General features: G+C 38.6%; 8 protein-coding genes and 1 pseudogene. 3 read left to right on the forward strand and 6 right to left on the reverse strand.

Features of this window, described 5'->3' with window-relative positions; genetic code table 11:
• Position 1: 1 nt before the first annotated feature.
• The 5 genes from ACYVLS_RS05410 to ACYVLS_RS05430 form a co-directional block, all read right to left on the reverse strand.
• Positions 2–958, reverse strand: a complete 957-nt coding sequence (locus ACYVLS_RS05410) for an iron chelate uptake ABC transporter family permease subunit (protein WP_460322118.1) — start codon at positions 956–958, stop codon at positions 2–4.
• Positions 955–1,929: an ABC transporter permease gene (locus ACYVLS_RS05415; RefSeq protein ID WP_460322120.1), complete on the reverse strand. Its 975-nt coding sequence runs from the start codon at positions 1,927–1,929 to the stop codon at positions 955–957. The genes ACYVLS_RS05410 and ACYVLS_RS05415 overlap by 4 nt, the downstream gene beginning before the upstream one ends.
• Positions 1,930–2,170: 241 nt before the next feature.
• Positions 2,171–2,866, reverse strand: a complete 696-nt coding sequence (locus tag ACYVLS_RS05420; RefSeq protein WP_460322122.1) for a 5'-methylthioadenosine/adenosylhomocysteine nucleosidase — start codon at positions 2,864–2,866, stop codon at positions 2,171–2,173.
• Between the two features lie 24 nt (positions 2,867–2,890).
• On the reverse strand, positions 2,891–3,136 hold the full coding sequence (locus tag ACYVLS_RS05425; RefSeq protein ID WP_460322124.1) for a hypothetical protein: 246 nt from the start codon (positions 3,134–3,136) through the stop codon (positions 2,891–2,893).
• Between the two features lie 14 nt (positions 3,137–3,150).
• A complete protein-coding gene (locus tag ACYVLS_RS05430; protein WP_460322126.1) occupies positions 3,151–3,708 on the reverse strand; it encodes an NUDIX hydrolase in 558 nt (185 codons plus the stop codon).
• Positions 3,709–3,879: 171 nt separating this feature from the next.
• On the opposite strand from ACYVLS_RS05430, the gene ACYVLS_RS05435 reads away from it, so the two are divergent.
• From ACYVLS_RS05435 to ACYVLS_RS05445, 3 genes are all read left to right on the forward strand, one after another.
• Positions 3,880–4,557 carry a 5-bromo-4-chloroindolyl phosphate hydrolysis family protein gene (locus ACYVLS_RS05435; RefSeq protein WP_460322128.1) on the forward strand — a complete coding sequence of 226 codons (678 nt, stop codon included), beginning with the start codon at positions 3,880–3,882 and terminating at the stop codon, positions 4,555–4,557.
• Positions 4,558–4,583: 26 nt separating this feature from the next.
• Positions 4,584–5,789, forward strand: a complete 1,206-nt coding sequence (locus ACYVLS_RS05440; RefSeq protein ID WP_460322130.1) for a toxic anion resistance protein — start codon at positions 4,584–4,586, stop codon at positions 5,787–5,789.
• Between the two features lie 100 nt (positions 5,790–5,889).
• A complete protein-coding gene (locus ACYVLS_RS05445) occupies positions 5,890–6,132 on the forward strand; it encodes a GlsB/YeaQ/YmgE family stress response membrane protein (RefSeq protein WP_460322132.1) in 243 nt (80 codons plus the stop codon).
• A 45-nt stretch (positions 6,133–6,177) separates the two neighbouring features.
• Here the strand turns inward: ACYVLS_RS05445 and ACYVLS_RS05450 are convergent.
• Positions 6,178–6,392, reverse strand: a pseudogene (locus tag ACYVLS_RS05450) (IS5/IS1182 family transposase); the annotation flags it as partial.

A 6,392-nucleotide genomic window follows, 5' to 3' on the forward strand; every position in this document is an offset into this window, starting at 1 on the left:
CTCAGCCATTCCTTTCCTTAAATAATATAATTAGAAAATATACCCCACCTGCAAACTGAATAATGACGCCTAATGTAGTCTGAAGCTTAAACACATGCTCAACAAGCAGCTGACCTGCCAGAATAAACAGTATAGAGACGAGGCTTCCCCCTATAAAAAGTGTAGAGTGCTTGTATGTACTGAAAACCTTATAAGCAATATTTGCTCCTATAAAACCAAGAAATGAAACGGGGCCTACAAGTGCCGTTGTTACGGCTGTCAGTATACTGATTAGGATAAACAGTTTGAAATAAAAAGCGTCGATATCAATTCCGAGGTTCAACGCATACTCTCTTCCTAAGTGAAGAACATCAAGCGTTCTGCTTTGCCGAAACAGATAAGTTAGTGATGGTATAGCAAGAAGAAGTGAGACATTTACTAGCGTGACATCCACCCTGTTAAAACTCGTAATCGTTCGTGAGAATAGACTGTCGTACTCGTTTGGATCGATGATAACCTGGAGAAACTGACTGAAGCTGTTAAAAAACGTTCCCAGAATCAGTCCTGTCATCAGCAAGAGGTATATTTTCCCGGGATATTTTTTAAAAAATATCCAAAACATCCCAAGACTTCCTACAATCATCAGCAAAAGACTCACAAAAAAATTAAGGTGCTGGTTAGAAGCAAGAACATGATTCATTCCGAATAAGAAGAAAACGACAGTTTGGAGTAAGACGTACAGCGCATCCAATCCGATAATATTAGGCGTCAGTATGACATTTTGAGTCATCGTCTGAAATGTAATAGTAGAGACTGTCGATGCGACCGCAACCAAAGAGAAAGGGAGTATTCGCTGACTTCTCAAGCTTAAAGCAAAGCTTAAATGTCCTCGGGTGTTCACAGTCAAGTATAAAAAAAGAAAGAATGCGACACTCACAGACAGCAATAAAAATACTAAATTCAGTTGTTTAGTTTTCATACGGATTCACCTTTCAGCAGCAAATAGAGAAAAAGAACACTTCCAACTACACCAATAACGATACTGATTGGAATTTCATAGGGGTAAATTAATGTACGTGACAAGATGTCTGTCACTAGCATAAATAAAGCACCGACAAAAGCAGTGGGCAGGAGTATTTTTCCAAAGTGATCCCCTTTTTTCAAGGACACTAGGTTTGGAACAACAATGCCTACGAAAGGAATACTCCCCACTGTTAGAATTACCGAAGCGGTTGCCAGGGACACAATAGAAACGCCTAAAAACTCAAGAAGTCCATAAGGCACACCCAACTCCTTCGCCACATCTTTTCCCAATCCTATGATAGTGAAATAATGCGCAAGCAGGAGTATGCAAAAAAACAGCGGAATTGATAAAAACAACAATTGATAGTTATTTGAAGATATCAATGCAAAATTTCCCATAAGCCAGGAAGACGTATTTTGAACGACTTCATACTGAACGGCTAAATATGTACTGAGTGAATTGACTATATTTCCATACATGAGCCCCACAAGTGGAATCATGACGGCGTTTTTCAACTTAACCGTTCTGACAAATAGGATGAACAAAAATGTACCAGCTAGTGCAAATATAAAAGCCAGTCCCGTCTTATAGCCCAGCGAGGAATGGGAAAAAAAGATTATAGCTATGACAATCCCTAGCCGAGTACTGGCCAATGTTCCAGCCGTTGTAGGCGATACAAACTTGTTCTGAGTCATCTGCTGCATTAAAAGACCTGAGACAGCAAGAGTACTTCCTGACAGTGCCAGGCTCACTGTTCTCGGAATACGCGTTGTCAATAGAATGAGTTTTTGAGAATCTGTTAAGTGAAATAAGTCAGCTAACCGAATGTCATTCACGCCAGTAAATATCGAAAGAGTTATTAACATCGCCAGGAGTAATACCATTATTCCTGTGAAATTATTAGTCGTACTTTTTATAGTTTTCATGATGACCTCACCCTTATTCATACTAAAACAATGACAACAATTCTAATTGATAATGATTATCATTCTCTTTTAGTAGTGTATCGGATTATCTTAACTAATGCAATCTTTCACAAAAACTTTATTTGCCTAAAAAAACGACTGGTCACATCAGGATAAATATCTTACCCTAATGTAACCAGTCATTATTATTGCAGTCCTTTTATATTGACTAAATAGTTTCTTCTCGATTGCAGGAAGCTGTTCAGTCCTCCTTCAATTCAATGAAGCGCAGTACCATCTCAGCTGATTTTCTACCGGCCAATTCTATGAATTCATTAAATGAGAGAGAGGCTTCTTCATCGGCGACATCTGATACTGCCCGGACTACAGCGAATGGCACCTGGAACTGAAAGCAGGTTTGCGCAACAGCAGCACCTTCCATTTCGGTTACCAGCGCCTCACTGAAATGATTTTTTATTGCACGGATAGACTCTTTGTCATTAATAAAGGAATCACCTGTCACTATCAAGCCATGTTTTACTTCCCAGTTACTATCCAGAGCAGCTTGCTTAAGCAGAGAGAGCGTTGCTTCATCAGCTTCATACCGCTCTGGCATTTGAGGAATCTGCCCATAAGTATAGCCGAATGCTCGAGCATCTGCATCATTGTAACTCAATTCTGTGGAAAGTACCAAATCCCCTACACTCAGATTTTCACCAATTCCTCCAGCTGATCCGGTATTAATCACTGTATCTGCGTCGAAAAAAGTAATCAGTAAAGTGGTCGCAATCGCTGCGTTCACTTTTCCAATACCAGCCTGCACTAATACGACAGGCGCATGGCCTATTTCTCCTTCAAAAAATGTCAGATTGGCCACTGTGGTTTCCCTTTTGTTTGTCAGTTCATCTTTTAGTGACTTAATTTCCTGTTCCATTGCAGCAATAATTCCTATTTTCACACGTATTCCCCTATCTGTTATCTCTTAAATGAAAAAAACAAAGGCTAACACTATAATTAAAAGCAGTAAGACAATGATGATAGCCAGATTGAGACGTTTCTCTACTTGCCTGTACCGTCCCATTTCATCCAGCCTTTTTTTACTTGTCTTGCCTTGCTTAGCCAGTGCTCGCTCGTTTTGTCTTTGACTTTTTTTCTCGCGTTTCTTTTCTTTTTTCAATGCTTTCTGTTCTTCAACCTGCTGTTTTTTTATTTCCGATCGTGAAGGCATTTTTATTCAGTCCTTTAACTTAAGCTTTCCTGTAGTCTTTTCATCTTCCAGTAAAACAGAGCAAATACAGTTTTAGAATCCCTGAGTAACTTCTGCTCATATAACTCCCAGGCCTCATCAAACGTCACTTCTATCAGCTCAATGGTCTCGTCTTCATCCATCGCCAATGGGGTTTCAACTTTTTTCAACCCATTGGCCTCATAAATCTCCAGGTACTCATCAGTGAAGCCAGGCGTACTGTAAAACGATGTAATAAATGCCCATTCATCAGCCTGATAACCTGTTTCTTCTTCCAATTCTCGTCTAGCCGTCACAAGTCCAGACTCGTCCCCGTCATCTTTAAGACCTGCCGGTATTTCTATGCTGAGCTGATCAATTGCCTTGCGGTATTGCTTTACCAGCACCATACGGCCATCTTCTTTAAAAGGAATAACTGCTGAGGCACCTGCATGCCTTACAATTTCTCTTTGCGCCATTTTTCCATCAGGGAGTTTGACCTCCTGTACAGTATACTCTGTAACATTACCTTTATAAATAGATTTCTCCGAAACGGTCTCTTCAAAAAATTCCATATTTTCACTCCTCAATGGTATTATCATAACCTATTCTCACATTCTTTTCACTACTGAATCCGTCAATTGGCTCTTTTAAATACTCCTTAGGTCTGATGTTAATTCTTCAAACTTTTGTGCTATTATAAAGATATAATCAGATAACGTTTCTTGAGAACGGAGGATACGAACATGAAACATTCAACCTTATATACTACTGTAGTTTATACCATAACACTGCTTGTCACATTATTTATGTTTATAATGTTAGTTGGCGGTTTTGACTTAAACGGATTTTTAGCGTTAGGATTAAGTATAGGAGCAGGTGTGATACTATTGAAGTCACTTTTAAATCGTTCCGGAAAAAGCAAGTCTAAAGAAAAATTACCACGTCTGACAACAGATAAAGAAAAGTTCTATCTGGATAAAGGACTTGAAAAAGAAGATATTCACTACTTCAGACAGACTATGCTTACTGCTAAAAAGCATATTGTATCAATCGAAAGCAATATGGAAAAATCCGGTAAACTGAGAGCTATCGAGTCGCGCAACAATACCGTTTCATTATCTAAATCATTGTTCAGCGCGATTACAAAAGAACCCAATCGACTGCATGAAGTGAACAAATTCTTATACGTCCATCTGCCTTCTTTAGATGATTTGGTAAGCAAGTATGTTGAAATAGAGAATCACAAGGCAAAAAGTAAAGCCACTTATGACATATTAGGCAAATCAGCACAGACAATTGACAAAATGTGCAGTCAGATCACTGATGACTATGTAGCTTTTAAGGAAAATGATTTGGAAGATTTGGATACTGAAATTGAATTAGCCCACCACAACCTTAACAAAAAGAGAAACGAATTTTAATATTTATTTGATGAGGAGCTGTTAGTATGACAAAAAAAGATCAAGATCTATTTGATACCCCTCAGGCTGCTGAAATTGAAGATTTGCTGACTAATCCCTTTGGAGATTCAGCAGAAAAAAAGAACACATCCCGCAGCAACGAGTTAGAAGAAAAACCAAAAAGTAAAAAAATAATTGATACACTCCCAGAAAACAGACAAAAGCAGGCCTATGATTTAGCCAAACAGATTGACACAACTGATACGGATGCCATTCTTAACTATGGAGCACAGGCTCAGCAGAAGCTGGGTGAATTTTCTCATTCCGTACTGAACCATGTTCAGAATCAGGAAACAAATCATATTGGTGAAACACTAAATGATTTGATGTTCCGCTTAAAAGAAGCCGATCCAAATGAACTGAAAGCTGAAGATCAGAACATATTCAAAAAGATGTTCAGAAAAATCAACCGGTCAATTTATGAAACAACTGCAAAATATCAGAAAATTGGTGCTCAAGTCGACAAAATTGCTGTAAAACTGGACAAGGAACGCGAGTTGTTACTGAAAGACAATGTCATGCTGAATGAACTGTATGATAAAAACTATGAATATTTTGAAGCTCTGAATGTCTTTATTGCAGCTGGTGAAGTAAAAATTGATGAACTGCAAAATGACACAATCCCAAAAGCAGTAACACATGCTGAAAACAGCGGTAACCAAATGGAAGTTCAGAAAGTCAATGACTTGAATCAATTCCTGAACCGACTAGATAAGCGGGTGTACGATCTTAAAACTGCCCGACAGATGACAATTCAACAGGCTCCTCAAATTAGACTGATTCAAAATACTAATCAGGCATTAAGCGAAAAAATTCAGACATCTATTAATACAGCTATTCCTTTATGGAAAAATCAGATTGTCGTTGCATTAACCCTGCTTCGTCAAAAAGAGGCTGTGACGGCCCAAAGACAAGTTTCCGAAACGACTAATGACCTGCTTACTAAAAATTCAGAAATGCTAAAACAGTCCTCTATTGAAACAGCTAGAGAAAATGAACGAGGCATTATCGACATCGAAACGCTTGAAAAAACACAGGCAGATCTCGTCGAAACCCTTGAAGAAACTCTATCGATTCAAAGAGAAGGGCGTTCCAAACGTAAAGAAGCAGAAGTACAGCTACAGCAACTGGAATCAAGACTCAAGGAGCAACTTATGCAGTTGACTGAACCTGCAGAAAGTTCAAAAGATTAAACTAAGACAAATTTATCTTTTCTCGAGTTCAAATATTTGAATAAAATATGACAGTTTCCTATACTAATACTATAGAAAATTAATGAAGAGGAGAGATTGTATGTTAGGTTTTATCTGGTCACTTATAGTAGGTGGAGTCATTGGAGCAATCGGTCAGGCTATTGTCGGTACTGATGTTCCAGGTGGAATTATTGGTAACATTATTATTGGATTTATAGGAGCATGGGCCGGTCATGCACTATTCCAAGTTGGACCTGAGTTGGGTGGATTCTTTATCCTTCCTGCCATCGTCGGTGCTGTTCTGATTGTATTTATTTATGATCTAATAGCCGGTCGTATGTAAAACAGTCTATAACGTAAAAAAGTGGGGCTGGGAAAAAACCAGCTCTTAACAAACAAAAAGAACAATGAAAACCGTCGGTTTTAGATGGTCTTCATTGTTCTTTTGTATTTTTTCTGAAGATGTAGAAGTACACCCTCCTTTTCTTCGGAGTTCGAGGATCAGTTTCGTTAAATTCATGCTCATAAGCATCAAGCCAATGTCATTATGCACGGCTTGATTCCCTCTGACATGAACGCGGCGCATGCCAAAGACACCTTTCA

Source organism: Alkalibacterium psychrotolerans (genome assembly GCF_054784355.1).

What these genes read in the sequence shown, in the direction of transcription:
- ACYVLS_RS05440 (WP_460322130.1), top strand. Translation starts at nt 4,584, where the DNA reads ATGACAAAAAAAGATCAAGATCTATTTGATACCCCTCAGGCTGCTGAA.
- ACYVLS_RS05410 (WP_460322118.1), bottom strand. Translation starts at nt 958, where the DNA reads ATGAAAACTAAACAACTGAATTTAGTATTTTTATTGCTGTCTGTGAGT.
- ACYVLS_RS05445 (WP_460322132.1), top strand. Translation starts at nt 5,890, where the DNA reads ATGTTAGGTTTTATCTGGTCACTTATAGTAGGTGGAGTCATTGGAGCA.
- ACYVLS_RS05415 (WP_460322120.1), bottom strand. Translation starts at nt 1,929, where the DNA reads ATGAAAACTATAAAAAGTACGACTAATAATTTCACAGGAATAATGGTA.
- ACYVLS_RS05425 (WP_460322124.1), bottom strand. Translation starts at nt 3,136, where the DNA reads ATGCCTTCACGATCGGAAATAAAAAAACAGCAGGTTGAAGAACAGAAA.
- ACYVLS_RS05430 (WP_460322126.1), bottom strand. Translation starts at nt 3,708, where the DNA reads ATGGAATTTTTTGAAGAGACCGTTTCGGAGAAATCTATTTATAAAGGT.
- ACYVLS_RS05435 (WP_460322128.1), top strand. Translation starts at nt 3,880, where the DNA reads ATGAAACATTCAACCTTATATACTACTGTAGTTTATACCATAACACTG.